Genomic DNA, 25,201 nt, shown 5'->3' on the forward strand with positions numbered 1-25,201 from the left:
CGGGCGAAGGACGACGCGGCACCCGATCGACTTCGACCGAATGGGCGCGCTCGAGCCGCTGTCAGATGTCGGACGGCTGATCCAGAGTCGATGGATGACATTCCCGCAGTGCCTCGATGAGTTGGCTGGTGTATTCGGGCGGCGCGGCGTGTACCGAGAGAAGGTTCGCGACCGCACGGTACGCGGCGAGATCGGCGTTCTTGTCCAGATAGAGCGCACCGGTGAGCTGCTGAAGATAGACGATGTCCGGCAAATCCGGCTCGGCGAAGCGCAGCATGGTGAACGCGCCGTCGGTGAGCGCGGGCCCGCCGACATGGTCGGCCAGCACCTGCACGGTGATGTTCGGTCTGTCCGTGGCGCGCAGCACGTGGTCCAACTGCGCGAGCCACACCTGCGATCCGCCGATCCCGCGGCGCAGCGCAGCCTCCTCGACGATCAGCCACAACTGCGGCGGATCCGGTCTGGTCAGGATCTCCTGGCGGCGCATCCGCAGCGCCACCCGCCGTTCGATCGATTCCTCGTCCTCGTTCGGGTGGGCGAGAACCATCAGCGCGCGGGCGTAGTCCGGGGTCTGTAAAAGCTCGGGGACCACACGCGGCTCATAGCAACGGATCAACTGCGCAGCCTGTTCCAAGCCCAGGTAGGTGTCGAACCACTTCGGCAGCCAGTCGGTATCACGATGCCACCAGCCCGACGTGTTGGCCTGCTTGGCCAGCTGCTTGAACTCGGCGCGCTCGTCTTCGTCGATGACCCCGTACAGATCGAGCAGATCCATCAGGTCGCGCTCCCGGAATCCGGTGCGGCCCAGTTCGAGCCTGCTGATCTTGGAATGCGAACCCCGGATCGCCTCGCCCGCGTCTTCGAGCGAGATGCCGCATGCTTCTCGCAGTCGCCGCATCCGCCCGCCGAGAATCATCCGCAGGACAGTCGGCCCACCCTCGTCAGCCGGAGTTGTTCCGCGAGCGATGGATTCGTTGTGATACCGCACTACCGAAGCACGCATTCCACGAGTCTTGCATGTGCGTTGTTCACATTCCAGATCGAAACCGCTCGGTCCGAAGAAGGCGCTAGCGCAGCAGCACTTCCGCCGTCGCGCGGCCGAACAGCTTGTGCCCGTGGCAGGTCGCAGTCAGTGCGATGGCGGCGGATCGGCGGATCGGGTCCAGTTCCTTGACGCGGCCGCGGAATTCGATCGCGCTGGCCTTGTCAGCCGGCACCGGCGCGAACCCGGCGAATCGAACTCCGTAATTCGTCACGGCGGTCGGATCACCCAGCCAGTCGGTGAGATACCCGGCACCGAGTCCCATCGTCAACAGCCCGTGCGACACCACATCAGGCAGGCCCGCCCTGCGCGCGACGAGGTCGCTGAAGTGGATGGGATTCGAATCACCGGAAACTCCCGCGTAATTCACCAGGTCACCCCGGGAGAGGACCATCGTGCGCGGGGTCAGTTCCATACCGACCGACAGCTCCTCGAAGGCGAAAACGGTACGCGGCGTCCTGCGCCGCTCATCCTGATCAGGTTGTGCCACGTGGTCGAATCGCTCCACCATGCCCGCGTGCTCGTCCCTGGCACGCGCGGCCGACGCGTCGGACCGGTCGCCGACCGACTGTCCGGTCATGATCACGCCCGCGACCGCGGCGCGCAGGTCGGTGGCGATTTCGACCCCGGTCTGCGCCACCGCGGTGGTGTGGGTGGTCTGCAGCACTTCTTTGTGCTGGTTGCTGAGCACGTTCTTGGTGACCATGAAGTCCTTGTCACCGAACTGCCGAAACGACTCGATATAGGAGTCGCACCACAGCTTGTCGCCCGCGATAATCGGCCGATGCACCTGGATGGACTGTTCGGTCTGCAATACCTGCCCGAGATCGTAGCCCGTCAGCCAGGACTCGAACATCTTGCGCTGCACCAGCATCAGAACGATGGAGGAGAAAGTCAGCGGCGCGACCAGCGCCTCGAAGCCCAGCTCCGCGGCGGCGCCCTCGTACCGGTGCGCCGGATGGCCGTCCTGCACGGCCCGCGCGAACTCCCGGATCTTCTCGCGTCCTACCTCATAGTGCTCGGTCATGCGGAAATGCCGCCCGACCAGCGCCGTGGCCTGTTCAGACGCGGTGGTCGTAGTGTCGTTCATGTGCCTCTTTCACGAATCCGGCGTCACCCCGCCTGGACCGGCCCACCGTACCGGAGCCGCGACGACGACGCACTGCCGCCCCTGACAGTTCGGACATCGCAGCAATCGACCGACCCGGACCGCGCCGGGCATCAATCGTGGTAGTCCGGCACACCGCAACATCGGATGTCCCCGGGCGTTACCGACGAACCGTCAGCACTCGCTCGGCGCAGGCACTCCTCGCAGCCGATCGTCCAGCCAGAGCATGGCCTCCGGATAGCCGAGAGCCGCCGCGATGATGTGCTCGCCGAGCACACTCCGGTACACCGCGGAAACGCCCAGACGGCACTGTTCACGATAGAGATTACGCGCGCCCTCGGCGGGGATCCAGAATTCCTGCTCCCCGTTGTAGATGTACAGGGGGGTCGCCGACTTCATGTCGGCCATCCTGGTCACGCGGTAGATGTCCGTGGCCAGATCCGAATGCAATGGATCGGGAATGTTAGCGGCGATATCGATCGGCAGCATCAGCACGCCGACCGCTCCGAAGCTGCTGCCACAGAGGTCCTTCAGCCGCGACGTGGCCGCCCACTGAGCGAGATTGTTCATCCTGGCCAGGATCTCCGGCCGTTCCCGGCCGATCCCGAACACCGCACCCATGAACACCGCCGAGGCGAGATTGCCATTCATGCTGCGGGCCAGGATCTCGTAGTCGGCGGGCACGCCGCCCAGCGCGGCGCCGACGATCACCTCCGCCAATTCCGGTGCGTAACTGGAGATCAGCTTCACCGCACCGTGGGTGGCGATGGCACCGCCGGAGTACCCCGCCATGCCGAACCGACTGGCGCCGAACTCGCCCGGCAGCAGTCCGCGGACGGCTCTGATCGCGTCCAGCACCGCGTGACCGGCCACGACCGGTTCGGCGTAGGCCATCGAGGGGCCCTCGTGATCCGGGATCAGCACGGCGTACCCGCGCAGCGCCGCCGCATGGGTGGTCGGCGGGACGAAGTCGGTGAAACTGGTGTCCGAATTGGCTCCGTGCGCGAGGGTGTATCCCGGAGTGCAGGTGCGGCCGAGCGCGTCGATCGGCAGGTTGTTCACCACAACCGGCCGGGGGCCGGGGGCCGGCCAGGCCGCGGTGGGAACGATGAGCGTAGCCGTGGCATAGGAGGGGGCGCCATGGGCATCCGCAGTCCGGTACTTCAGCAGCAGAGCCCGCTGGATCGGCATCAGCATCAGCGGGGCGGTTGTCGCGCTGACATCGCGGTAATCGATGACCTGTCCCTCGGTCAGCTCGCCGAGATTCGCGGGCCAGGCGTCGAACATCGGATCACCGATCGGCGCGGGCAGGGTGGCTTTGCGAAGCGCCGCCAGCGAGGGCGATAGCGTGGCCGCCTGCTGAGTCGGCGAAATCGGCTCCGGCACAGGTGTGATCGGTGGCGGGGGGATTATCCGGTCGATGAATTGCTGCAGGCCGGGTAGCAGTCCGCCCGGAGGCGGGAGCATGCCCGACACGTCGGGCACTGCCGGCGCCGGTGGCGTGGGCAACGGCTCGGCGACAGCCTGCCCGGTCATAGCCGGACAAACAACGAGCAACGTGACCGCGATGGCACGTAAGCATCTCATGGCACATGCCTCTGGGTGCGACGTCAGGTTCGTCTGGCGCCCGGGCAACGCGGCCTTCGGCCCCCGAAAATGCCCCCTATCATGCCGGGGCCAGAAAGCCAGGCTACGTCACTACACCCAACTCGAGATGCAAAAGCGCTCGAGTCGTGTATATCGCGTGTCCATTTCGCAACAACCGAGCCGAGACCCGCTAGGGGAGAAAGGGGTCGACTCGGTCGTCACGTACGGTTGGTCAGCAGTTGCTCGGAGGGGGCTCCCCGCGGAAACGGGCGTCCAGCCAGCTCAGTGCCGCCGGGATGCCGACCACCGCCGCGGTGAGGTGGTCGGGTACCGGAATCTGCTCGGTCTGTACCGTGGCACCGGCCGCACACCAGCGCTTATCGGTATTGACCACAGAGTCGATCGGGATGAGCCCGTCGATCGGCGAATGCCATTCGAACACTGGCGTCTTGGGCACGCCGTCGTAGAGCTCGAGACTGTTCTCCGCGACCACGGCGCGGGCGGTGTCGTCGTTGATCATCGAGGTCGTTTTCGCGAAGTCCAGCGCGCCGCGGCCCGCGCCGGCGGCGAGGATGTCGTTGGTGCAGCTGTTGGCGATCTGTGTACGGGCGGCGAGGCCGCGCTCGTTCAGCTGCTCGCTGAGCGGGAATCGGTCCGGATACTCGCGCTCCAAACCGAGGCCCGCGGCCAACGCGAGCCCGAACACCGGGTGCGAGTTCAGCCCGAGCGTCTCGAGCATCTTCACCAGGTTCATCGGCACGCCGCCCATGGCCGCGCCCGCGATATTCAGCTCTGGCGCGTATTTCGGCTGCAGGGCAGCCGCCCACGCGGTGGCCATGCCGCCACCGGAGTAACCGACCATCGCCACCGGGCTCTGCTGTACCTCCAGCTCGGCCACCTGCTTCACCGCGCGGACGCTGTCCAGGGTGATCTGCCCGCCGAGTTTGGCTGCGCCGTAGGCGAAGTTGGGACCGAGGTGGTCAGGCAGCACGACGCTCCAGCCACGGGCCAACAGCACATTCCAGCCCGGCGCCTCGCGCACGATCAGGTTCGGGTCTCCGGTGTAGAGCACGCGGGAGACCGAGCACTCCGCGCCGAGACCGTTGATGATGTGCTGGAATGACAGCAGCGGCCCATCCTTGCGGTGCATCTTCGGGGTGAGGACCGTGGTGGTCGCGGCGATCGGCTTGCCCTCGGAACTGGTCGACCGGAACCGCACCACGGTCACAGTGGTGTCCGGGAAAATCATCAGTGGGGGCATCACGCGGGTCGCGATCACATCCCCCGGCTTCTTGTCCGCGATGTCCGCGGGGGTCGCGTAGAAGGGGTCCGGATCCGGCGCGGGATACAGCGGCGCGCTGACGGCCGCCCCGGCCATACTGGCAACCAGCACGAGACCCGCGGCCACCGCACCGAACGCTCGTGCGAGGCGCCGTCGCCGCACTCCCCTACCCATCGACCGTGGGCCCTGACTCATCGACGTGTGCCTCCTGCATCGTTCAACGCTGTGCTCATCCTCGACAACATCGCGCGCACAGGGCAGCTGCCGACGCGAACGTGTTGACAATTCACAAGTTTCGGGCGACCGACCTGTGACCGTAGTGTTCCCCCGCCGGTGACTCTACCTCGGTTGTCATGTGCCCGCGCTGTGACAAATCCAGCCGATTGCCTAGAACATGTTCTCAGCAATGGTGGGCGCTTACCGTCGGTCTCAACGGCGCGCCGCCGCGCCGGCCCGGAAGGAGACGGTGGCATGGACGGCATGGCGCACAAGCTCGCCGACGACACCGAGACGCCGACACGGCGAATCACTGTCTATTTCGACGGACCCACACCGGAGGACGCCCTGATCCTCGAATACGCGGCGACTGGGACCGAGGCGGGGGAATTCACCTCGGCCGCCGCACACGCTGGGCTCACCGTCACCGTGGACGGGGACGTGCGTCCCGACCTGCGCAGGCTGCCCTGCCGATCACTCTGGCGCTGAGCGCGGCCGCCTACCGGCGGTCGAGCACACCGTCCACGAGCGGACACACATCGGGGATCGCCTCGCGGGCTACACCGAGATGGTCACCGGGATAGATGGCCACCCGCAGGTCCGTACCGGACGACCACAACTCCGCGATCAGCTCGCCCATGCCCATGCCCATGCCCATGCCCATGCCCATGCCGGGAGCCTTCACGTCGGCGCGGAGAACACACTCGAGTTTCCCAAAACGCAGGACCTCGTGACCGGTCGGCGTCAAATACCGGTCGACATCGAGCTCTCCGTGGGATCGCACGCAATCCGGCCAGGCCATCGTGCAATAGGTTGTGGCGGCCCTCTGCGACAGAAGTCACGGGCAGCCAGGGATCGCGAAGGGAACAACAGGCCCAGGTTCGACGGCGCACCCGTCGCGGCCACATTGCGCAGCAGAAAACCACCACAATCCGTGCCCTCGCCGAGGCCGCTCGCGCTCGCTAGGCTCGGATGGGCACGCCAGCGGCGCCGAGGAGAACACAGGAGGTTCGACAGTGGCACAGCGGTACCCGCACCGGAACGGGGTCCGGCAACGTACTGCCGCGCTGCTGTCCGTCGCGCTGCTGCCGATGGTGGTTACGGCCTGCGGTTCCGACGAGTCCGCCTCCGCGCGGGGCAGCACCACGACGCCCCCTGCCACAACCACGCCGACGCGAAACGCACCAGCCTCCGAGGCTTCCGCGTCATTGGGCGCCGTACCCACCGTCGATCCCTACGCGGGTTTGCCATTGATCGACCACGTGACCTGGACCGAAGCCATCGACGGGCCGCGGCTGCTCGTATTTCCTACCTCGGCCGGGCGGCAGACCACCTTTCCTGGGTCCGACGAGCGCGCCTGGCAGGAGGTGATCGCCCAGTCTTCGGACGCGGACGCACCCGGCATGCGCGATCAGCTCATCTGCCACTGGGATTGGGCGCGGCTGGTACAGCCGAACAAACCCAGCTGGAATCTGGAACCCTGGCGTCCAGCGGTCGGTTACTCGGCCACCGTCGACGCACGCTGTAATCCCGGCGGTCCCGAGCGCTGAGCACGGGCACCGCCCCGACCGAAAGGACCGATTCATGCGCGTCGTCATCGCAGGCGGACACGGGAAGATCGCACTGCTGCTCATCCGATCGCTCACTACCGGCGGCGACGAGGTCGCCGCGCTCATTCGCAATCCGGACCACGCCGCCGACGTCCTGGCCGCAGGCGCCGATCCGGTCCCATTCGACTTGGAGAACGCCGGCACCGATGATCTGGTCGCCGTCGTAAAAGGTTCCGACTCCGTGGTCTTCGCGGCCGGGGCGGGACCGGGCAGCGGCGTGGACCGCAAGTACACCGTGGACCTGGGCGGCTCCGTCCGACTGGCCGAGGCCGCCGGACGAGCGGGCGCGCGCCGCTTCGTGCAGATCTCCACGGTAGGCGCCGGTCAGCCGCCCGCGCCCGGCACCGATGAGGTGTGGGCCGCCTACATCGATGCGAAGACTCAGGCCGAGAACGATCTGCGGGACCGGGATCTGGACTGGACGATCCTCCGGCCTGGCCGCCTCGTCGACACCGCGGGCACCGGGCTGGTGACGCTCACACCGCCCGTTGGCTGTCGCGGCGACGTCCCGCGCTCCGATGTGGCCGCCGTGCTCACCGCACTACTACCCGCCACGCACACCTTCGGTACGACGCTCGAACTCGTGTCGGGAACCACTCCGATTAGCCAGGCAGTTGCGCAACTGGCAGATTGAACCGAGGCGAACCCCGCTGCCGCCCCTGCCGATTGATGCCCACGGTCACGATGGGAGAACAACCGTGTTCAGCCGTATCGTCTCGATGAAGATCCGCCCCGGCTCTCGCGCGGAGTTCCTCGCGGCCATATCCCGGAGCGCGGATGCCTCGGTCCGGACCGAGGCCGGATGTCTGCGCTTCGACATCTGCGCAGATCGGGTCGATCCGCACCGATTCTTCCTCTACCAGCTCTACACCGATGACGAGGCGGCGGAAGCGCATCGCTTCACCGAGCATTTCCTTGCCTGGCGGGCCGCGGCGGACCAATTCGTCGAGCCTGGTACGCAGATCGTCTACAGCACGGACGTGCTATTCGGCCGCGATTGAATTCACTCTTCTCAGCACTGCGTCCGCAAACTCACAGGTACGAAATGCCTACTGCGAATACACAATCGACCGTGCAGATGTGCTTGCATCTGAAAGGTACGGCGAATTAAACTCAGTCCCGCAACGGTTTACAGAGGACAACCAGGGGAGCCCACGCGGGCGAGCCGAAGGCCGAAGTCGCCGCGGTTGCCGCCGCCACAAAACAGGGATGTTCGAATGGAACAACCACTTTTCGGATCGGCTCGGCTCAGCCGACATCACACTGGCCGACCAGCCAGCGAACGGTAGAAGAATGAGCACACCGTCGGCCCGAAGCGGCCATACCGACACCGCATTCTCGCGGGAAACCGCCATGGCGTACGTCATCGATGCCGTCGAATCCACCGGTGCGGCGACCCGGCATGATTTCGATATCGACCGAATCGTCACCACCGCGTACGCGATGGCTGACGACTGGGATTTCGACACCTTGCAGCGCGCGACATTCTGGCGGATCACCTCCAGCTTCATCAAACTCTGACCCGGCTTCGGCCCGATGTCCAGGGGCCCGAATCTCCTTGTGCCACAAGCATTAAGTCGCCGCGCCCGGCGTCTTCCACATTCCGCTGCGGGCTGGCGCCGGGCATCACCGCCGCGGTCTATGTGACCGCTGGGAAACACCACACGCCGGACATCCATTGCCCGTTTGAGTGGTTACGACATGGTGTGCTTGTCCGTTCTGGCCGATCGACTCTGCGTCCAGAAACCTCTCAGCGGACTCAGAGCCCGTCGGCGTACCTGTCGATGATCGCGATCGACCCCTCCGGACGCTCGGCCTGGACGCTGAGCCGGTCCATGACCGAGAGGTACAGCGCAAGGTCCTGCCGCCGATCAAGGTACAGCGCGCTGGTCAGGTGCTCGAGGTAGACGATGTCGGGCAGTTCCGGCTCGGCAAAGCGCAAGATACTGAATGAACTACCCGCCGCAGCGTGCGCGCCCGCGGAGTACGGCAGCACCTGAATTGTCACGTTCGGTAATTTGGCGAGCTTGCTCAGATGTTGCATCTGCTCACGGTGCACCGCCGCACCACCGACCGGCCGATGCAACGCGGCTTCATCGATCACCGCCCAGACAATCGGCGGATCCGATCGAAATAGGATCTCTTGCCTACGTTGCCGCACCGCGACCCGCCGATCCGTATCGGCGTCCTCGTACCCGAGCGCCACGACCGCCCTTGCGTATTCGGGCGTTTGCAGCAGTCCGGGAACAAGATGCCCCTCGTAGGTGCGAATCTTGCTCGCAGCCTGTTCCAGACCGAGGTAGGTGCCGAACCATTGCGGCAGCAGGTCGCTATAGCGATGCCACCACCCCGGCTCGTTCGCCTGCCTGGCCAGTTCGAGAAACGACTCGCGCTCCTCGGTGTCGAGTACTCCATAGAGGGTCAGCAGGTCGCGGATGTCGCGTTCCTTGAAACCGGTGCGGCCCAACTCGAGACGACTGATCTTGGCGTGTGAGCCCCGGATCGCGTCGCCAGCCGCCTCGCGGGTGATGCCTTTCTTCTCCCGGAGCTTCCGCAACTGACCCCCCAGCGCGATGCGTAGCACGGTCGGACCACGTTCCGTGACAACAGCTTTCACATGACCATCGTCATCGGGTTCAGCGATCATCGAGTTCGTCTCCGATACTCCGGGGTTGCCCACAGTGTGTCACAACCACCTGTCGCGAGACACACCGCACCGACCGCTAATGCTACCGCTCAGCTAGTCAAATAGTCGAACTCTCCAGACTTGGCGCCGCGGACGAACGCATCGATCTCCGGACGCGTATAGATGAGCACACCCCCTTCTGGATCCCGGGAATTGCGTACTGCCACCTGGCCGTTGGCCGTCTCGGCGACCTCCACGCAGTTGCCGCTCGGATTGCTGAAGGAACTCTTGCGCCAAGATCCGATGATCTTGTTCATGGATGTATCCGACATCTTCCCCACTCCTCGGTTACATGGTCAGCGGATTGGTTCGTGCAGATGCACGCTCAAACGTTCTTGCATTTGCAGCAACACTCGGACGATAGCACGAGGTTCGCCCTTGCGTCCTTACTACTGCGACCCCCCTCGGCCGGGAAGGGGAATCACGGTCGGTTCGACACCGAAACACGTGATCAGCTCGGCGATCCCGCCGGCCCCGCACAACGAATCTTGTACTGTCACAGTGCACATCGGATATACCAGTCATTCGCGACACCCCGCAGCGCCCACCCGCACGGGCCGTGCCGCCGACACGTTTTGCCTGAGGAGTCCTACCCATGCCCGACGACCACAGCCCCCTGATCCGGACAGACATTCCGCACTCCGCGCGTATCTGGAACTACTGGATGGGCGGCAAGGACTACTACGAAATCGATCGCGTCGCCGGGGACGCCGGCATCGAGGTCGACCCCGACATCACCACCATGGCGGTGCAGTCGCGCCAGTTCCTCATCCGTGCCGTGCGCTACCTCACCGGCGAGGAGGGCATCCGCCAGTTCCTCGACATCGGCACCGGCCTGCCCACCATGCAGAACACTCACGAGGTCGCCCAGAGCGTCGCTCCCGAGTCCAAGATCGTCTACGTGGACAACGACCCTTTGGTGCTCACGCACGCGAGAGCACTGCTGACCAGTACGACCCCCGAGGGCGTCACCACCTACGTCGACGCCGATTATCACGATCCTGAGCGGATCATCGCCGACGCCAAAAACGTTCTCAACTTCAACCAGCCGATCGCCGTCATGTTCATGGGCGTGCTCGGCCATGCCAAGACCTATGACGACCTGCTGCGGATCGTGCATACCGTGCTGGACGCGGTGCCCTCGGGCAGCTACCTGGTGATGTGGGACGGCACAGACGACAGCAAGGCCTACGTCACGCTGTGCGAGAACTACACCGGCACCGGCGGCACTCCGTACGTCCCCCGTCCCCAGGCTCAGATCAAAGCGGTCTTCGACGGCCTGGAAATGGTGGAACCCGGCTTCGTCTCCCTTACCCAATGGCGCGCCGACAAGACCGACGTGGGCGAGATTCGGCCGATCTCCGCCTACTGCGCGGTCGCCCGCAAACCGTAAGCGGTAAACACCAAACCGCAAGCACCACAACGGCGGTCGTCGGCTCGAGACCGACGGCCGCCGTACCATTTCCCCTCAACCGATCGTGCAGATGTACTTGCATCTGTAAGCAACGGGGGCATAGACTCATACTCGAAATCGGGGAAGTACGCAGGGAGTTCGCGCCGGCGTCACCATCACATCGCACTCCCCCGCCACACGCAAACGCGAGGGGTAGTCGAATGAGCCAGCCATTCCTAGCTCCCCGCCGGGTCGCCGTCATCGACGGCGCCGGTGCCGAGCCCCTGCGCCAGTGCCTGGTACCGGAATATTCGATGTCCGATTGCGGATTCGAGCCACGCGGCCTCACCTACCGGCAGGCGCGCGACATCCTCTACGCTCACGAGGTACACGGCCCACAGTGCAGGCAGTGGCTGGCGGCCGCCGCCTACCTCTCGGCCGGACTGGACGACGAGTAGCCCTCCGAATCGCCTGGGGCGCATGGATATCGATTAGCGCGCAAGAATATCGTCGCAGCGTGAATCCTCCTCGGCACAACGTGCGGTTGATGCGGCGCCCCGCTCGCAGCGCTTGATCACACGCAGTGCAGTAGGTTGCCATCGATCTCGCCGATCGCTCGCCGTGCGCACAAGCCTTTCGTATAGTGATCCGATCGACTCGGGCGCAGTTCTTTCCACGCCCGAGGTGGCATTGGAGCGAACTGGTAATGACCTTCTCCGCGTTGGATCTGTCCGCTGATTCGTCCGACCCGGTGCTCGAAATCGGCGGGCAGCCGGCTTCGATCCCACTGCAGAACACTGATCGCGTGGCTTCGCGCATGGTCGGATACTTCGAGACGTGCGTGGCCCCCTGTCGCACACTGTCCGGCGAGCAATTGCGCGGGGACGTCACGAGACTCACCCGCAACTGCCTCACCCTCGTCGCCGAAATGTTCGACCAGCGCACCGTCCCGGACGGCGAAAAGCTCGGCACGATACGTGAATCCGCGACACGATGGGCCCGCGAGGGTGTGCCGCTGAGCACCATTCTGCGTGCCTACCACGAAGGGGTGCGCATCGCGTTCGGGCTGGTGACCGCGCACGCCCAAGCCGACGACGTCGATGAAGTGCTGATCGCCACCGATCTGATGCTCGAGTTGCTGAAGGCGCTCACCGCAGCGGTGTCCGACGCCTACGTCGATGAGCAGCACCTGGTCGCGAAGGAACATCAGACGGCGGCGCAGACACTTGCCTCGGCACTGCTGAGCGGGCGAGGAAGTTCGGCACTGGCCCGGCAGACGGGCATCCCGATTGCGGAGTCCTATCAGGTTGTCGCCCTGTCGATTCCCGAACACGCGGACGAGCGCAATCCGCAAGTCGACGCGAACGTCGCCGCCCGACGCAAGCTACGCAGACTGCAGTCCGCACTGGCAGCCGTGTTCGTTTCCCGCGCCCTGGCCCTGCTGAGCACCAAGGGCGGCACGCTGCTCATCCCGCTGGGCTCTGACGACGAGGCCATAGTCAACGCGGCGACCCTCGATCTGTTGGCCCAGGCCGCCGAGGTCCCGCTCACCGCGACCGCGGTGGCCGGCGACACCGATCGGATTCCGGAATCAGCCGATCAGGCCCACGAGCTGCTCAACCTGGTCCGGGTCGGTGACAAACCACCCGGTCTCTACCAGATGTCGGAGCTGGCGGTCGAATATCAGCTCACCCGCAGTGGCCCCGCGACCCGGCGGATCGCCACCATCCTCGATCCGCTCGAGCACCATCCCGAATTGTTCGACACTATGCGCGCCTATCTGGGCAACGACATGAACCGCCAGCTCACCGCGCGCCAGCTCCACGTGCACCCCAATACCGTCGACTACCGGCTGCGCCGCATCGCCCAACTGACCTCGATCGATCTGGCGACCTCGGCCGGCATCTCACAGGCGGCGATCGCGCTGCTGGCCCGCGATCTCGACCGCGGCGTCACTCGGCGTCTGTGACCGATGCCCGCTCCGTGACCGATGTGGCTTGTAACGAATTCGTGCTGGTCACCCAACCACGAACTTGCGATCCTGGAAGTGCCGCGACGTCTGGATGGTGAAACATGCGAATTTCGGAAATTCTGCGCAGGAAGGGCAGCGACATAGCCACCGTCGCGCCCGACACGACGGTACGCACGCTGCTCGCCGCACTGGCCGATCACAATATCGGTGCGGTGGTCGTCTCCCCCGATGGGAACACGATCGCGGGTATCGTCTCCGAGCGCGACGTGGTGCGCAGCCTGCACGCTCGCGGCGCCGACCTACTGGATACCCCGGTCACCGAGATCATGACCTCCGACGTTCGCACCTGTGCACCCGACGACCCGGTCGACGGGCTGCGCCGCACCATGACCGAGCACCGCATCCGGCATCTGCCTGTGGTGCACGACGGTAGACTGGTCGGCATCGTCAGTATCGGTGACGTCGTGAAGAGCGCGATCTCCGAACTGGCGACCGAACGCCAGGCTCTCGTCGAGTACGTGCAGGGCCGGTACTAGTACTAGCTGAGATTGCCCAGGTCGGCCGAGAGCCAGTGCTCCGGCCGCAGGTAGACCGCGACCTGCTCACCGTAGGCCTCAGCCGCCTTCAGATAGCCGTCGACCGATTCCGCGGCCAGGTATCGCGAGGCCATCTCATGGTGCATCTCATCAGTCATGGGGGTTATCCGGGTGACCGGACCTTCCACGCTCACGTATCGGATAGTTGGCTGCAACTGCTGCACCATGAGGGTGAACCGGCCGGATTCCCGGATGTAGCGCATCTTCTGCGACTCCGGGCCGGTGAGCACCCACACCTCACTGCCGGGGCTGTATTGGTACCAGATCGGGACGGTGAGCGGGCCACGACCAGGGCCCGCGGACACCGACAGCGCCGCGATGTGCGGCTGCGCGAAGAACTGTTGACGCTCGTCCAAGGTCAGCGGCATAACGCCCAGGTTAGTGCTTGAAAGCCGTTGCCCGCGACAAAACTTCGAAGTCCGTACCAAAAATGCGTATCGTTGGGGTCGTCCAGTGATCGGGTGAAGGGAGCGTTACGGTGCGGTCCCCCGCCTCGAGATCGCACGTCGCGCGGCCGGAGGTTGCGCGACTTCCGGCGCCGACACTCACACCCGCCACGGTGCGCGCGCTGTTTCCCGCTTTGGCCGACACCACCGAGGTCTACCTCGACAGTGCCGCCACCACGCAGAAACCTCTGCCGGTCATCGAGACCATCCACCGCTATCACAGCTCCCGCACCGCCAACGCGGGACGTGGCACCTACCCGTGGGCGACCGGCCTGTCCGCCGGGATCGCCCGAGTCCGGGAGCGTACGGCCGCGTTCATCGGCGCCGAGCACTCGGACGAGGTTGTCTTCACCGGCGGTGCCACCGCCGCGCTCAACGCCGTCGCGCTGTCGTGGGGGCTGGCGACACTGGCCGACGGCGACGAAATCCTCTACAGCGCAGTGGACCATGCCTCCAACGTGCACCCGTGGCATCATCTGCGTGGGCTGCTCGGGCGGTTCGGGCGCCGCATCGAGCTGATTCCCTATCGGGTGACCGGCGCGGGCGAGGCGGACACCGACGATATCCGGGCCAAGATCACGCCGCGGACCCGGCTGATCACGACCAGCCATCTGCACCACGTCTTCGGCGGCCTCACCACCCTGGAGGAATTGCGCGGCCGCATCGATCCCGCGATCCTGCTGTGCTTCGACTGCTCGCAGAGCGGTGGACACCTTCCGGTCGACGTGACCGAGCTCGACGCGGATTTCGCGATCTTCGCCGCACACAAGATGTTCGGCGCGCCGGGAACCGGAGTGCTGTACTGCCGCAGGCGCGTACACGACAGCCTCGTGCCATTTCTGCCCGGCGGAAACTCGGGGGTGCGTCTCGGCGCGGAGGGGCTGACGCCGCAGGCAATGCCCGAGCTGCTGGAGGGCGGCACGCACAACATCCCTGGCATCCTCGCACTCGGCAGCGCGCTGGAAGTGCTGGAATCGTTCGACGTCGGTGCGATCGCCGCGCACAACCGTGACCTGACGCAGCGCCTGATCGACGGCCTGCGACCGATCCCCGGGCTGGAGTTCCTGCCTGGCCCGGCGCACTCCGCCTGCGCCGTCGGCTACGGGATCGTCTCGTTCAGGCTGAATGGCATCTCCGCGGCCGACCTGGGATTTGTGTTGAGCGAGCTGGGCTTCCTGGTGCGCACCGGCGCGCACTGCACCCCCGCCGTAGGCGATGACGCCGACTCGGTGCGGGTCAGCACCCACGTCTACAACACCCTCGACGAGATCGGCCGCTTCACGGCCGGCATCAAGACGATTGCCGAGGAGGTCGCGTGACGATCGACATCCCGCGCTACGACCGGCGCGCCGCGTCCCGCGTGCTGGCCAGGCTGGCGCAGCCGGGGCTGTTCACCGCGCCGGTGCCGCCGCTCGCGCCACGCAGGATCGAATTCACCTGTGCCGCAGTGCGGCTCGAGCCGAACAGTCATCTCACCTACGCACAGCGGCTGTACCTGGAGCGATTCATGCGGCCGTGCCGGGCAGACCAGGTGACGAGCGCCACCCACCGGATCGCGTGGACCGACAGCGACGGCATCCCCAACACGGGACACTTCCGCTCCGATGGGCTCGGAGCGCTGGTGCCGATCGCGATGCGCGAGACCGTGCTGACACTGTGGCACGCGTTGGATGCGAATTCCGGTTTCGCCGATCGGGTTTCGAGGCTCGGTCCGCACGAGCACGCGGTGCTGGATGGAACGACCACTGATCACGATCCGCTCGACATCTTCCGGGTGGGCATCGAGGCCGCCGGGCGAGTGCTCGCGCAGCACGCGCTGCTGGCCGGGCAGACCCCCTATCGCGGCGCCGCCGAATTCGCCAGGGGCATCCATGATTCCGGACTGTTCGCCGCCGCCGCCACCCGCTGGTTCTGGGAACTGCAAGCCTCGACCTACCGGCGCGGCATGATCCCGGTGACGCTCGTGGCGCAGCCCGACGGCACCGTCCGCTATTCGGCCGAGACGGTGGTGACGCTGCGCGCGATGAAGGACGCCACCATCGAAGACGCGCATACCGTCATGCGCCGCGCCATCACCGTCGAGGGGCTCTCCACCCAGGATGCGATCGCCAAGTACCACGACGACCTCGACCTGATCTCCCGTCAGTACGCGCTGCTACCCGCAGGCACCCGCCCCTCCTGCCTCGCCGCGGTGCCACACCAGCTGAACGGTGCGGCCTACAGCATCCTGCCCATGGTGGTCGACCGGTTCGTCACGACATTCACCGAGATCGCCGAGCGGTGCGAGATCGTCGAAGTGAGTTCCGATCTCGACGGGGCGACCGCGGACCGCGCCGCCACTATCGAGGACCAGGTGTTCTACGTGCCGGACATGACCTGCAAGCACTGCGTCCGCACGATCGGCGGGGTGCTGGAGTCGATGGACATCCGTGTGCTCGACATCGACCTCACCAGCAAGCGCGTGGTCGCGGAGTTCCGCAGCCCGCGCAACCGGGCACGGGCGTTCGAGGCCATCCGCGATGGTGGCTACAACCCGGTCGCCGAGCAGCCCGAGACCGCGGCGCCGGGAGCCGCCGCAGAGCCGTCGGAAACCGCGGTATGACGTCGCCGTTCCCGACGCTACCCGCGAAGCTCCATTCGCTGGTGCGCGCCTTCCTCGACACACCGGATGCCGTAGCGGAGACACTGACTCGCTACGGCTCCCCCGCGCACCTGATATTTCCGCAAGTGTATTCGGAGAACCTCGCGACTCTGCGCGCCGAGCTGGACTCGCGGCTGCCCCGGCACCGGATCTGCTACGCGCACAAGGTCAATCAAGCCCGCGCGTTTGTCCGGACCGCAGAGCACGCGGGTATCGCCATCGACGTGGCCTCGCCGTACGAGTTCGCCAGAGCCGTCGGCGCGGGGTTCACTCCGACGCGCATCGAGGTGACCGGCCCCAAGGGCGAAGCCTTTCTGCGCGACCTCGTCGGCTGCGGGGCGACCGTCAACGTGGACAACCTGTGGGAACTGCGCCGGATCATCGAACTCGCCGAGGAAAGCGCGCGCGTGCCTGTGCTGCTTCGAGTATCCGGTTTCGATGCGGGCCAGGTGAGCCGGTTCGGCGTCCCGCTCGCGCATCTCCCCCAGGCGTTCGACCTGCTTTCGACGCAGCGTAGCCGAATCACGTTCCTCGGCTTTGCGTTCCACCTCGACTCCGGCGACCTCGGCGAGCGGGTCCGCGCGATCGACGCCTGCCTCGCAGCGGTCGAGCGGGCCTACGACTGGGGGCTCGCACCGTCGGTGCTCGACATCGGCGGTGGATTTCGTCAGGTGTTCACCGCCGACGCCGAGCGGTTCGACGCCTACGTGCTCGCGCTGCGCGAATCGCTGCTCGGCCGTGGCGAGCCGATGAGCTGGAGCAGCAACACCTTCGGTTACCACATCGCGGGCGGCGCCGTGCACGGCACACCGGTGTTCCACAAGTACGCCAACACCGTGCCCGCGAGCGGGATGCTCGCGGATCTACTCGACGCGCCTCTGGAGCGCCATGGCGGGCGCACCGTGGCGAACGTCGTGGGCGAGAACCTGCTGGAGCTGTGGCTCGAGCCAGGTAAGGCGCTGGTCGATCACGCGGGCGTTACGGTGGCCACGGTCGAGTTCGTCAAAGAGCTTGCCGACGGCACGGTACTGGTGAACGTGGACCTCAGCCGTGATTCCGTGACCCCCGCCGACCAGGAGGTCATGGTCGATCCGATCGTCCTGCCCGGTGCGGGCGGCGAACCCGCCCCCGCGGGATGCCCCACCGCGTCCCACGCGATTGCCGAGTCCGGCCCGGTCGGCGTGTATTTTGCCGGACGTCTGTGCTTGGAGCGAGATCTGATCACCAATCACAAGGTGTGGCTACCGGAACGGCCGCGGCCGGGTGATCTGGTCGTCTTCCCGAACACCGCCGCCTACCACATGGACTTGTCCGCGGCGTCGGCCTCGATGCACCCGCTGACAGCAAAACTCGCCGTCTCACGTCACTCGAGCGGTTTTCAGGTCGTCGGCGACACCGATTACGAACCACACGTCCCCGCCGATCTGCCGCCGCGTCCTGTCGTGCCGCACTCTCCCCGCCGCCCCCCGAGGCCGGTCCGACCCGCCGAGGCTCCCTGATGCGCTACGAACACATCACCGAACTCATCGGCAATACGCCTGTGCTGCGCCTCGATCCCGCGGTACACGGGCTGGCGAATGTCGAGCTTTACGCCAAGTTGGAGTCGCACAATCCGTTCGGCTCGGTCAAGGACCGGGTGGCCTGGGGCATGCTCCGCGACGACCTGGATGAGATCCGCGCGAGCGGGCAGACCCTCATAGAGGCCTCCAGCGGAAATACGGCCAAGGCGCTACGCGTCCTAGGCGCGATGTACGGGATCGGCTTGCGCGCGGTAACCAACCGAATCAAGGTGGCCGAGGTCCGTGATCTGTTGCAGCTGGTCGGCACCGAGATCGTGGAACTGCCCGGCCTCTCCGAATGCCCGGACCCCACCACACCGAACGACGTCTACTCGGTCATCGAGGCGACCATGGCGCAACAGCCCGGCACGTATCGCCACCTTTCTCAGTACACCAACGAGAAGAACGTCGAGGCACACCATCACGGCACCGGCCGGGAAATCCACGAGGACCTCGCCACCGACGGCATCACCAGGGTCGATTATCTGATCGGCGGGCTCGGTACCACCGGGTCCACCCGAGGCGCCGCCACTTATCTGCGCAAGCACAATCCCGAACTGCGCACCGTCGCCGTGGTGTCCGAGCGGTCGGATTTCATTCCGGGTATCCGGTCGGAGAGCGAGATGTGGGATGTCGGGTTGTTCCAACCCGACTTCTACGATCAGATCGTCACCGTGGCGGCGGGCGATGCCGTTGACGCGACGCTGCGGCTCGCGACGGGGTACGGGGTGCTCGGCGGTCCGACCAGCGGCGCGAGCTATGCAGCGGCTCTGGAAACGCTTGGCGCACTGGATCATTCGACGGCCGAATCGGACGAGCCGATCGTCGCGGTGTTCATTGTCTGCGACCGGCTCGAGCCGTACCTGTCGTATATCAAGAAGCGCAGGCCCGACCTGTTCGGCCGCGCCGACCGCCTACCGGCGCCGACGCCGGCCGATCTGGCCGCCACGCCGGCGTTGTCGCCCGAGCAGCTCGCCGAATTGGACCGGGCCGGTCGACCGACGATCGTCGACACCCGTGGCGCGATGGCCTACCGCCTCGGCCACGTGCCCGGTGCGCTGAACATCCGCGACGACCAGCTAGATGACATGTTCACCCACGGAATCCCCTTCCCGCGGTCGCGACCGGTGGTCTTCGTCTGCCCGGTGGGCGAGTTGTCGCTGCGTTTCGCCGCTCGAGCCCGGCAGGCGGGATACGACGCCGCCAGCCTGGACGGCGGCATCGTCGCGTGGCGTGACTCGGGCCTTCCCATGGAACGCGGCTGAATCGGGTCTCTGTCGCGGAATGCCGGCGGCGGCGAGGTCGCGTGGGCGGGGGCACCAGGCATTATCGTGGGGCCGTGCAGACAGGTCAGGAATCAGAGGACGATGCGAACCCGCGGATTTGGGGTGGAACGACGCTCTTCGAGCGCAGGGAGGCGCGCCGGGCGGCACTGCTGGAGGCCGCGCTGGATCTGATCGGCGAGGCCGGTGCAAGCGGGGTCACCATGCGCGCCGTGTGCCGCAAGGCGAACCTCATCGACCGCTATTTCTACGAAAGCTTCGCCAGCCGCGACGAACTGCTCGACATGCTCTACCGCCGGATCGCTGACGAATTCCTGGAGCCGATGACCGCATTCGCCGCCACCGACGACCCGTCCCGTGACCGCAAGCTGTCTGAGCTCTTGGTGGACCGGGTGCTCGCCGACCCGCGCAAGTCGCGACTGTTTCTGGTGGAACCATATTCCAGCACCGGACTCGGCCAGACCACCATCGCGGTGATGCCGGTGTTCACCCGAGTCGTGCAGGACCATCTGTTCGCCCACATCGACGACCCGGTCAAGCGCAGGCTTGCCGCGGTGACGATGGCCAGCGGCAACGCCGGCATGTTCTCGGCATGGCTGAACGGCTCACTGCGCGCCACCAGGGACCAGATCGTCGACCACTGCGTCGCGATGCTCGCCGCGTATCGCTCGCTGTACCGCTCTTGACCGCATGCGCCGATCGAAGACCGTATCGAAAGCTGCTGCGCGAGAAGTAGGGTGGCGATCCGGGAGCCAGCAGGAGAAGATCGTGGGATGACCGACCCTGTGGTGGGTTTGACAGGTACGCTCACATCGTCGATCCGGGGCGCCGGGGCGCTGAGTGAGGTCCTGGTCGCGATTCGAGGGGGAACCGAGCTGTACATCGCACAGGCCACCGAGCCGATTCCGGCCGGATCGGCCGTACTGGTCATCGCGGTCCATCCTGGCCGCCTCGTCGATGTCGTTCCGTGGATTCCGCTCGGCCCGGATTCACTCGAAGGAAGCTGAACAGTAAGGGAGACAGACGTGCTGGGTTACCACGTGCCAGACCCGGACGAGGCGATGCTGGTCAGCGGCGGCACCAGCCGCGACAACGCACCGTTCAAGGTGATCATCGGACGCGGCGCCTGGGTGATTCCGCTGTTCCGCAAGGTGCGGTACCTGTCGCTGGCGATGTTCGAGTCCGAGATCAAGGAGCGCTGCGTCACCAAGCAGGCTATCCAGCTGGACGTCCGCGCGGTGATCGCGTTCAAGGTCGCCAACGACACACAGTCCATCGTGAACGCGGCGCAGCGGTTCCTCTCCGAGCAGGAACGGGAGATGTCCGTGCTGACCGGACGTATCTTCTCCGGGCACTTGCGCTCGATCGTCGGCTCGATGACGGTCGAGGAGATCATCCGGGAGCGCCAGAAGTTGGCCGACGAAGTGCTCGTCGCGTCGAAAGTGGAGATGAGCAATATCGGCCTGTGGGTCGATTCCTTCCAGATCCAGTCCATCGACGACGGGAACCTCGGCTATATCGCCGCACTCGCCGCGCCGCACAACGCTGCCGTGCAGCGCGACGCGCAGATCGCGCAGTCGCAGGCGGCGCAGGCGTCGGCGCAAGCCGAGCAGGAATCTCAGCGCAGGCAGGCGGAGTATCAGCGCGAGACGGCGATCCTGCGCGCGCAGTACCAGCGCGACATCGACAAAGCCAATGCCGAAGCCGCCCAGGCCGGTCCACTCGCCGAGGCGATGGCGCTGCAGGAGGTGCTCACCGCTCAGGCCGAGCAGGCGCGCAAGGAGGCGGAGCTCCGCGAACAGCAGTTGCAGGCCGAGGTCGTGAAGCCCGCTCGGGCCGAGGCCGACCGGGTGCGCATCCTGGCAGAGGCGGAGGCCGACCGTACCAGGATCCAGGCCGCGGCGGCCGCGTCGAACAACCGGATCGCGCTGGATCAGTTGTTGATCGAACAACTTCCGGAAATCGTCAAGCAGGCCTCGACCGGGTTGGCGAACGCGAATCTCACGGTCCTCAACGGACCAGACGGAGTGGGCGAACTGGTGAACGGAATGGTCGGTCAGGGACTGACTGTTTTCAATTCATTGCAAAAGGCGCTTTCCTCCAACGACGGCGAAAATGCGGGTTAAAGTAGCCGAGTAGCGTCAGAGGATGAGGAGTGGGTGTTGGTGTCCATCGGGAAATTGGTGTCGTTCGACAGCTCTCGGGGATTCGGGTTCATTCGGCCGGAAGACGGTGGGCCGGATGTGTTCGTCCACGTCAACGACATCGGTCTGGATGAGGACGAGTTGCGCCAGGGACGGGTGTTCGAATTCGACATGACCGAAGGCGACCGCGGGCCCAAGGCGGTCAATCTCACGGCGGTCGGCGGCCCGCCCGCTGCTCCGCCGCCCCGGCACAAGGGAAAGGACAGGCCGAGTTCCGGACAGCTTACCGTTGCCGACCACAAACGCCTGATCACCGAGTTGCTCCTGGAGGCGAGCCCCGCGCTCACCGCGAGCGAGATCCTCACGATCCGCGATCGGCTCACCGCTTTCGCCGAACAGCGCGGCTGGCTGGAGAACTGAGCAGACGGCCACAGCATGGAACGCGCCCGAAGTCCACGATCTTGTCCGGGCGGCCGCCTACGATCGAGCCGAAGCCGCATCACGTACCGATGAGTTTGCGCCGCGCGCGACGTCGGAACAGGTGAGGATCGACCCGAGGAGGATCGCGTGGACCTACCGGTGCTGCCGCCCGTACGGCCGATGCTGGCCAAATCCGCGTCCCTGGTGCCGCGCGAGCCGGGCCTGAGCTACGAACCCAAGTGGGACGGCTTCCGTTGCATCGTGTTCCGGGACCGCGACGAGGTGGAGCTCGGTTCACGCAACGATCGGCCGCTGACCAGGTACTTTCCCGAGGTCGCTGAGCTGCTGAAGCAGGCGCTGCCGGACAAGTGCGTGGTGGACGGCGAGATCGTGGTGGTCACCGAGCACGGCCTCGACTTCGACACCCTGCAGAACCGCCTACACCCGGCCGCCTCCCGGGTGAACAAGCTGGCCGTGGAGACGCCCGCCAGCTTCGTGGCCTTCGATCTGCTCGCCCTCGGCGACCAGGATCTGACCGGTGCGCCGTTCACCGAACGCAGGCGACTGCTGGAGACCATCCTGGACACCGAACTCGCCCGAGTCCATCTGACGCCGCTCACGCATGACCCCGACGTAGCCGAGGACTGGTTCACCAGATTCGAGGGCGCGGGATTCGACGGCGTCGTGGTCAAGTCCGACGAGTTGGCCTACCTGCAGGATAAGCGGGTGATGGTCAAGGTCAAGCACGAGCGCACTGCCGACTGCGTGGTGGCGGGCTTCCGCCGGCACAAGGACGGCGTCGGTGTCGGTTCGCTACTGCTCGGGCTCTACGACGACGACGGCACCCTGCACCACGTAGGTGTGGCCAGCAGTTTCACCGCGGCCCGGCGTAAGGAACTAGTCGAGGAGCTGGCTCCGCTGCGGGAGAACGCGCTGGACAATCATCCGTGGCGGGACTGGGCCGACGCCACGGCGCAGGCCAAGGCGGACGGCAAGATGCCTGGTGGAGTGAGCCGCTGGACCGGTGGCAAGGATCTGTCCTGGGAAGCGCTGCGACCGGAACTGGTCGCCGAGGTTCGCTACGAGCACGTGCAGTCTGGCCGGCTGCGCCATGGCGGCAGGCTGGTGCGCTTCCGCCCCGACCGAACGCCGGAATCATGCACCTACGCCCAGCTCGACGAAGTGGCGCCCGCGGAGCTGGGTGCCCTCTTCAGCGAAAGCGCGGCGCGATGAGCGAGTCGACAGATATGGAGGTCGACGGCAGAACCGTCACGATCAGCAATCCCGGCAAGGTGTATTTCACCAAGCGCGGCGAGACGAAACTGGATCTGGTGCAGTACTACCAGGCGATCGCCGAACCGTTCCTGAATGTGGTCGGCGGGCGGCCCCTGCTGCTGGAGCGTTATCCCGACGGCGCGTCCGGCAAATCATGGTTTCAGAAGCGGGTGCCGAAATCCGCGCCGGACTGGCTGCACACCGTGGAGGTGTCCACGCCGAACGGCACCACCAGCGACGCGCTCGTCGCACATGATCTCGCGCACATCCTGTGGGCAGTGAACCAAGGCTGCCTCGGATTCCATGTCTGGCCCAACCGCGCCGACAACCTCGAGATCGCCGACGAACTGCGCATCGATCTGGACCCCTCCCCGGGCATCACATTCGACGATCTCAAGCACGCCGCAGTACTCACCAGGGAACTGTTCAGCGAACTCGGCATCGAAACGCGGATCAAGACCTCCGGTTCCCGCGGATTACACATCTATGTGGCGCTGGAGCCGAAGTGGGACGGCTACCAGGTGCGGGCGGCCGCGGTCGCGCTGGCCCGCGAACTGGAGCGCAGGCACCCGGAGGAGATCACCGCGCACTGGTGGAAGGAAGAACGCGGCAATCGGGTCTTCGTCGACTTCAACCAGAATGCCCCGCACAAAACGGTTTTCGGCGCATGGTGCGTACGGCCGAAGGTCGGTGCACAGGTGTCCACGCCGATCACCTGGTCCGACCTGGATTCCGTGGTACCCGACGAACTGACCATCGCCACCGTGCCCCAGCGCTACGCCGAACTCGGCGACCCGTGGGCCGACCGCGAACCCCAGTCCATCGCCCCGCTGCTGGAGCTGTCCGAACGCGACATGGCCGCGGGTCTCATGGACGCCCCCTGGCCACCCCAGTACCCGAAAATGCCCAATGAGCCGCCCCGCGTCCAGCCGAGCCGCGCAAGGAAGGCCGAATAGCGTTATCCGTCGATATCGAGTGTCGGGTCAACGGCTATTCGGTCCACAGGATCCATGTGCCGCTACGGCCGCTGACTTCGCACACCAGGGCGCGGCCGTCGAAGGTACGGCCGGTCTTCGCGCCAGTGGCATCACATTTCGATCCGGCCTGCTGCACGGCGGTCGCCACGGTGTGCGGGCCGGACCACCGGTAGCTACCGCTGGTGGTGGTGAGGCAGAGGAGGGTGCCGCCGTCCGCGGCAGAGCCGATCTGGCCAAGCTGGGCCTCGGTGCACGGCGAGCCCTTGGTGACGGGGCCCTGGCCGGCCGCCGGTGCGGTCGTGAGTGTGGGGCTGGGTGCGACGGTCGTCGTGCTCGCCACCGGCCGCTCGATGGTCAGCGGCACCGACGTGACGGATGTCGGGGCGAGGGCGGCCGGCCGGTTCATCACGTCCGACAGCCAGTTGCTGGACAGCAGCACGAATCCGGCCAGCGCGGTCACCTCCGCGAAGCCGATCAACAGCGCGAACATCGCCATGACGCGCCCACGGGGATGGCTGAAGGCGATGAACCCGAACACGATCGCGACCGGGAACAGGCCGACCAGCGCGGCGACCAGCGCGACGATCGCGTATGGATTGACGATCGGCGGAATCTCCACGCGTATTCGCCCGGTCCTGCGGCGGCTCGGTGCCTGCTCGGGGCGACGCTCGTCCTCCTCGTCCGGCCAGCGACCGTCGACTTCCGGCTCCGCCCAGCTCTCATCCGGCTTCGCCGTCGGCCAGCGGTCCGTCTCGAGTCGTTCTGCCCGTGCCATCAAGGTCCCTTTCCTACACCACACCGCGCAGGAATCTCGGACTGCCCGGACCCGCCCCGATATACCGACACAGAATAGGGCGCGAAACGCGAACAGAGAATCCGAAATATCGAATTTTCGTGATCGGGCCGTGATATCGAACACGCACCGCCGGTGCGGATCGGGACTAAGGCCGGGATGTCCTGTTCC

Annotated in this window: 28 protein-coding genes; 19 read left to right on the forward strand and 9 right to left on the reverse strand. The window is 65.9% G+C overall.

Features of this window, described 5'->3' with window-relative positions:
* Positions 1–61: 61 nt before the first annotated feature.
* The 4 genes from AB0H00_RS25830 to AB0H00_RS25845 all read right to left on the reverse strand — a co-directional run bounded on the left by AB0H00_RS25830 (position 62) and on the right by AB0H00_RS25845 (position 5,115).
* Entirely contained in the window at positions 62–916 is an 855-nt protein-coding gene (locus AB0H00_RS25830; protein WP_357271181.1) for a helix-turn-helix transcriptional regulator, read from the reverse strand.
* Positions 917–1,067: 151 nt separating this feature from the next.
* Positions 1,068–2,132: a fused (3R)-hydroxyacyl-ACP dehydratase subunits HadA/HadB gene (locus AB0H00_RS25835; RefSeq protein ID WP_357271083.1), complete on the reverse strand. Its 1,065-nt coding sequence runs from the start codon at positions 2,130–2,132 to the stop codon at positions 1,068–1,070.
* 192 nt (positions 2,133–2,324) lie between these two features.
* The gene (locus AB0H00_RS25840; RefSeq protein ID WP_357271086.1) at positions 2,325–3,686 is read right to left on the reverse strand and encodes a lipase family protein; all 1,362 of its coding nucleotides are present in this window, start codon (positions 3,684–3,686) and stop codon (positions 2,325–2,327) included.
* A 283-nt stretch (positions 3,687–3,969) separates the two neighbouring features.
* Complete coding sequence (locus AB0H00_RS25845) at positions 3,970–5,115, reverse strand: lipase family protein (protein ID WP_357271184.1); 1,146 nt, start codon at positions 5,113–5,115, stop codon at positions 3,970–3,972.
* Between the two features lie 375 nt (positions 5,116–5,490).
* Here AB0H00_RS25845 and AB0H00_RS25850 point away from each other — a divergent pair, with 375 nt between their 5' ends.
* Positions 5,491–5,724, forward strand: coding sequence for a hypothetical protein (locus AB0H00_RS25850; protein ID WP_357271089.1), 234 nt, complete (start codon positions 5,491–5,493; stop codon positions 5,722–5,724).
* Between the two features lie 10 nt (positions 5,725–5,734).
* Here AB0H00_RS25850 and AB0H00_RS25855 read toward each other — a convergent pair whose 3' ends face one another.
* Complete coding sequence (locus AB0H00_RS25855; RefSeq protein WP_357271092.1) at positions 5,735–6,019, reverse strand: hypothetical protein; 285 nt, start codon at positions 6,017–6,019, stop codon at positions 5,735–5,737.
* A gap of 232 nt (positions 6,020–6,251) precedes the next feature.
* Here AB0H00_RS25855 and AB0H00_RS25860 point away from each other — a divergent pair, with 232 nt between their 5' ends.
* The 4 genes from AB0H00_RS25860 (at position 6,252) to AB0H00_RS25875 (ending at position 8,366) form a co-directional block, all read left to right on the forward strand.
* A complete protein-coding gene (locus AB0H00_RS25860) occupies positions 6,252–6,785 on the forward strand; it encodes a DUF2599 domain-containing protein (protein WP_357271095.1) in 534 nt (177 codons plus the stop codon).
* 34 nt (positions 6,786–6,819) lie between these two features.
* A complete protein-coding gene (locus tag AB0H00_RS25865; protein WP_357271097.1) occupies positions 6,820–7,479 on the forward strand; it encodes an NAD(P)H-binding protein in 660 nt (219 codons plus the stop codon).
* A gap of 64 nt (positions 7,480–7,543) precedes the next feature.
* Positions 7,544–7,846: a putative quinol monooxygenase gene (locus AB0H00_RS25870; RefSeq protein WP_357271100.1), complete on the forward strand. Its 303-nt coding sequence runs from the start codon at positions 7,544–7,546 to the stop codon at positions 7,844–7,846.
* A gap of 292 nt (positions 7,847–8,138) precedes the next feature.
* Positions 8,139–8,366, forward strand: a complete 228-nt coding sequence (locus AB0H00_RS25875) for a hypothetical protein (RefSeq protein ID WP_357271103.1) — start codon at positions 8,139–8,141, stop codon at positions 8,364–8,366.
* A 238-nt stretch (positions 8,367–8,604) separates the two neighbouring features.
* Here the strand turns inward: AB0H00_RS25875 and AB0H00_RS25880 are convergent, their stop codons facing one another.
* Positions 8,605–9,492 carry a helix-turn-helix transcriptional regulator gene (locus AB0H00_RS25880; RefSeq protein ID WP_357271106.1) on the reverse strand — a complete coding sequence of 296 codons (888 nt, stop codon included), beginning with the start codon at positions 9,490–9,492 and terminating at the stop codon, positions 8,605–8,607.
* 89 nt (positions 9,493–9,581) lie between these two features.
* Positions 9,582–9,803 carry a DUF397 domain-containing protein gene (locus AB0H00_RS25885; RefSeq protein ID WP_357271109.1) on the reverse strand — a complete coding sequence of 74 codons (222 nt, stop codon included), beginning with the start codon at positions 9,801–9,803 and terminating at the stop codon, positions 9,582–9,584.
* 323 nt (positions 9,804–10,126) lie between these two features.
* Here AB0H00_RS25885 and AB0H00_RS25890 point away from each other — a divergent pair, with 323 nt between their 5' ends.
* The 4 genes from AB0H00_RS25890 (at position 10,127) to AB0H00_RS25905 (ending at position 13,432) form a co-directional block, all read left to right on the forward strand.
* Positions 10,127–10,924 carry an SAM-dependent methyltransferase gene (locus AB0H00_RS25890; protein ID WP_357271112.1) on the forward strand — a complete coding sequence of 266 codons (798 nt, stop codon included), beginning with the start codon at positions 10,127–10,129 and terminating at the stop codon, positions 10,922–10,924.
* A 221-nt stretch (positions 10,925–11,145) separates the two neighbouring features.
* Positions 11,146–11,382 (forward strand): hypothetical protein, encoded by a 237-nt coding sequence (locus AB0H00_RS25895; RefSeq protein ID WP_357271114.1) that lies wholly within the window; start codon positions 11,146–11,148, stop codon positions 11,380–11,382.
* 248 nt (positions 11,383–11,630) lie between these two features.
* Positions 11,631–12,893, forward strand: a complete 1,263-nt coding sequence (locus AB0H00_RS25900) for a helix-turn-helix domain-containing protein (RefSeq protein ID WP_357271117.1) — start codon at positions 11,631–11,633, stop codon at positions 12,891–12,893.
* Between the two features lie 104 nt (positions 12,894–12,997).
* Positions 12,998–13,432, forward strand: coding sequence for a CBS domain-containing protein (locus tag AB0H00_RS25905; RefSeq protein WP_357271120.1), 435 nt, complete (start codon positions 12,998–13,000; stop codon positions 13,430–13,432).
* Between the two features lie 2 nt (positions 13,433–13,434).
* Here AB0H00_RS25905 and AB0H00_RS25910 read toward each other — a convergent pair whose 3' ends face one another.
* A complete protein-coding gene (locus AB0H00_RS25910) occupies positions 13,435–13,860 on the reverse strand; it encodes a pyridoxamine 5'-phosphate oxidase family protein (protein WP_357271123.1) in 426 nt (141 codons plus the stop codon).
* Between the two features lie 110 nt (positions 13,861–13,970).
* Between AB0H00_RS25910 and AB0H00_RS25915 the strand changes: the two genes are divergently transcribed.
* The 10 genes from AB0H00_RS25915 to ligD all read left to right on the forward strand — a co-directional run bounded on the left by AB0H00_RS25915 (position 13,971) and on the right by ligD (position 24,216).
* Positions 13,971–15,257 carry an aminotransferase class V-fold PLP-dependent enzyme gene (locus AB0H00_RS25915; protein ID WP_357271125.1) on the forward strand — a complete coding sequence of 429 codons (1,287 nt, stop codon included), beginning with the start codon at positions 13,971–13,973 and terminating at the stop codon, positions 15,255–15,257.
* Positions 15,254–16,540, forward strand: coding sequence for a heavy-metal-associated domain-containing protein (locus tag AB0H00_RS25920; protein ID WP_357271128.1), 1,287 nt, complete (start codon positions 15,254–15,256; stop codon positions 16,538–16,540). Before AB0H00_RS25915 ends, AB0H00_RS25920 begins: the two co-directional genes overlap by 4 nt.
* Complete coding sequence (locus AB0H00_RS25925; RefSeq protein WP_357271131.1) at positions 16,537–18,078, forward strand: decarboxylase; 1,542 nt, start codon at positions 16,537–16,539, stop codon at positions 18,076–18,078. The genes AB0H00_RS25920 and AB0H00_RS25925 overlap by 4 nt, the downstream gene beginning before the upstream one ends.
* On the forward strand, positions 18,078–19,403 hold the full coding sequence (locus AB0H00_RS25930) for a pyridoxal-phosphate dependent enzyme (protein ID WP_357271134.1): 1,326 nt from the start codon (positions 18,078–18,080) through the stop codon (positions 19,401–19,403). Before AB0H00_RS25925 ends, AB0H00_RS25930 begins: the two co-directional genes overlap by 1 nt.
* 74 nt (positions 19,404–19,477) lie before the next feature.
* Positions 19,478–20,107, forward strand: a complete 630-nt coding sequence (locus AB0H00_RS25935) for a TetR/AcrR family transcriptional regulator (protein ID WP_357271137.1) — start codon at positions 19,478–19,480, stop codon at positions 20,105–20,107.
* An 87-nt stretch (positions 20,108–20,194) separates the two neighbouring features.
* The gene (locus tag AB0H00_RS25940) at positions 20,195–20,428 is read left to right on the forward strand and encodes a hypothetical protein (RefSeq protein WP_357271140.1); all 234 of its coding nucleotides are present in this window, start codon (positions 20,195–20,197) and stop codon (positions 20,426–20,428) included.
* A gap of 18 nt (positions 20,429–20,446) precedes the next feature.
* The gene (locus AB0H00_RS25945) at positions 20,447–21,547 is read left to right on the forward strand and encodes an SPFH domain-containing protein (protein ID WP_357271143.1); all 1,101 of its coding nucleotides are present in this window, start codon (positions 20,447–20,449) and stop codon (positions 21,545–21,547) included.
* A 33-nt stretch (positions 21,548–21,580) separates the two neighbouring features.
* A complete protein-coding gene (locus tag AB0H00_RS25950) occupies positions 21,581–21,985 on the forward strand; it encodes a cold shock domain-containing protein (protein ID WP_357271146.1) in 405 nt (134 codons plus the stop codon).
* Between the two features lie 147 nt (positions 21,986–22,132).
* Positions 22,133–23,218, forward strand: coding sequence for an ATP-dependent DNA ligase (locus AB0H00_RS25955; RefSeq protein ID WP_357271149.1), 1,086 nt, complete (start codon positions 22,133–22,135; stop codon positions 23,216–23,218).
* A complete protein-coding gene (gene ligD / locus AB0H00_RS25960) occupies positions 23,215–24,216 on the forward strand; it encodes a non-homologous end-joining DNA ligase (RefSeq protein ID WP_357271152.1) in 1,002 nt (333 codons plus the stop codon). Before AB0H00_RS25955 ends, ligD begins: the two co-directional genes overlap by 4 nt.
* A gap of 34 nt (positions 24,217–24,250) precedes the next feature.
* Here the strand turns inward: ligD and AB0H00_RS25965 are convergent, their stop codons facing one another.
* Entirely contained in the window at positions 24,251–25,012 is a 762-nt protein-coding gene (locus AB0H00_RS25965) for a DUF4190 domain-containing protein (RefSeq protein WP_357271155.1), read from the reverse strand.
* Between the last annotated feature and the right edge of the window lie 189 nt (positions 25,013–25,201).

The sequence above is a fragment of the Nocardia sp. NPDC023852 genome (genome assembly GCF_040639505.1).
GTDB lineage: Bacteria > Actinomycetota > Actinomycetes > Mycobacteriales > Mycobacteriaceae > Nocardia.

Bases quoted from the DNA above. Each gene is read 5' to 3' on its own strand.
- AB0H00_RS25875 (WP_357271103.1), top strand. From the start codon at position 8,139: ATGAGCACACCGTCGGCCCGAAGCGGCCATACCGACACCGCATTCTCG.
- AB0H00_RS25965 (WP_357271155.1), bottom strand. From the start codon at position 25,012: ATGGCACGGGCAGAACGACTCGAGACGGACCGCTGGCCGACGGCGAAG.
- AB0H00_RS25850 (WP_357271089.1), top strand. From the start codon at position 5,491: ATGGACGGCATGGCGCACAAGCTCGCCGACGACACCGAGACGCCGACA.
- AB0H00_RS25930 (WP_357271134.1), top strand. From the start codon at position 18,078: ATGCGCTACGAACACATCACCGAACTCATCGGCAATACGCCTGTGCTG.
- AB0H00_RS25940 (WP_357271140.1), top strand. From the start codon at position 20,195: ATGACCGACCCTGTGGTGGGTTTGACAGGTACGCTCACATCGTCGATC.
- AB0H00_RS25890 (WP_357271112.1), top strand. From the start codon at position 10,127: ATGCCCGACGACCACAGCCCCCTGATCCGGACAGACATTCCGCACTCC.
- AB0H00_RS25835 (WP_357271083.1), bottom strand. From the start codon at position 2,132: ATGAACGACACTACGACCACCGCGTCTGAACAGGCCACGGCGCTGGTC.
- AB0H00_RS25880 (WP_357271106.1), bottom strand. From the start codon at position 9,492: ATGATCGCTGAACCCGATGACGATGGTCATGTGAAAGCTGTTGTCACG.
- AB0H00_RS25905 (WP_357271120.1), top strand. From the start codon at position 12,998: ATGCGAATTTCGGAAATTCTGCGCAGGAAGGGCAGCGACATAGCCACC.
- AB0H00_RS25845 (WP_357271184.1), bottom strand. From the start codon at position 5,115: ATGGCCGGGGCGGCCGTCAGCGCGCCGCTGTATCCCGCGCCGGATCCG.
- AB0H00_RS25925 (WP_357271131.1), top strand. From the start codon at position 16,537: ATGACGTCGCCGTTCCCGACGCTACCCGCGAAGCTCCATTCGCTGGTG.
- AB0H00_RS25840 (WP_357271086.1), bottom strand. From the start codon at position 3,686: ATGACCGGGCAGGCTGTCGCCGAGCCGTTGCCCACGCCACCGGCGCCG.
- AB0H00_RS25830 (WP_357271181.1), bottom strand. From the start codon at position 916: ATGATTCTCGGCGGGCGGATGCGGCGACTGCGAGAAGCATGCGGCATC.
- AB0H00_RS25895 (WP_357271114.1), top strand. From the start codon at position 11,146: ATGAGCCAGCCATTCCTAGCTCCCCGCCGGGTCGCCGTCATCGACGGC.
- AB0H00_RS25910 (WP_357271123.1), bottom strand. From the start codon at position 13,860: ATGCCGCTGACCTTGGACGAGCGTCAACAGTTCTTCGCGCAGCCGCAC.
- ligD (WP_357271152.1), top strand. From the start codon at position 23,215: ATGAGCGAGTCGACAGATATGGAGGTCGACGGCAGAACCGTCACGATC.
- AB0H00_RS25865 (WP_357271097.1), top strand. From the start codon at position 6,820: ATGCGCGTCGTCATCGCAGGCGGACACGGGAAGATCGCACTGCTGCTC.
- AB0H00_RS25885 (WP_357271109.1), bottom strand. From the start codon at position 9,803: ATGTCGGATACATCCATGAACAAGATCATCGGATCTTGGCGCAAGAGT.
- AB0H00_RS25900 (WP_357271117.1), top strand. From the start codon at position 11,631: ATGACCTTCTCCGCGTTGGATCTGTCCGCTGATTCGTCCGACCCGGTG.